The 712-nt window shown below is 67.7% G+C and carries 1 protein-coding gene; it reads right to left on the bottom strand.

Translation table 11 applies throughout. From position 1 onward, the window contains the following. Positions 1-712, bottom strand: a 712-nt coding sequence (locus tag ACK8OU_RS20380; protein WP_410305148.1) for a terminase gpA endonuclease subunit, incomplete at both ends; no start/stop codon positions are given.

Here is a 712-nt window from a genome sequence, read left to right as displayed (position 1 = left end):
GAGGATCGTGTTGCGGAACGCCCGCATCGCCTCGTCATTGCCCAAGGCCGCCTCCCAGGCCCGCGCGATCCGCGCCCAGGAGAGCCCGCCCAGCGGCGAATAGAGCGCCGAGAGGTGATAGCCCACCGTCAGCGGATCCGCCGCCTCCGCTGTGGCCCGCCATGCGCCCTGCTCCAGCATCCTGGTCTTGTGATGCTCGGCAATCGGCCGCTCGCAAGTCTCACAGTGATAGCTTGCCGTCTCGGGCCGCCCCTTGTCCCAGCGCAGCCGCTCGAACTTCAGCCATTGCTCCTGGCCGCAGTGCGGGCATGGCACGTGATAGCGCCGCTGGTCGCTGGCCTCGTATTCCCGTTCGATCCGGCTCAGGCCCCGGATCGTCGGCGTCGAGACCAGGAACACCTTGCGCCGATGCGAGAAGGTCAGCGACCGCGCTTCCGCCAGCGAGACCGGGTCCCCCTCCTCATCGGCCGAGGCCGGATAGGCATCGACCTCGTCGAGAAAGATGTAGCGCGCCGGCGTCGAGCGCAGCCCCACCGCCGAATTCGCCCCGGTCAGGATCAGGATTCCGCCCGCGAATTCCTTCGACAGCATCGTGTTGCCCGCATCGCGCGAGCGGGCAGGTTTCACCTTCTCCCGCAGCTCGGGGCTTTCCTCGATCAGCGGATCGATGCGTTGCCGCGAATTGCGCTTGGCCAGTTCCACCGTCGGCTGC

The sequence above is a fragment of the Pontitalea aquivivens genome, from assembly GCF_046507575.1.
GTDB classification, from domain to species: Bacteria; Pseudomonadota; Alphaproteobacteria; order Rhodobacterales; family Rhodobacteraceae; genus Pontitalea; species Pontitalea aquivivens.
The sequence above is the reverse complement of the archived record's forward strand: the minus strand, read 5'-3'. Positions and strand labels throughout refer to the sequence as shown.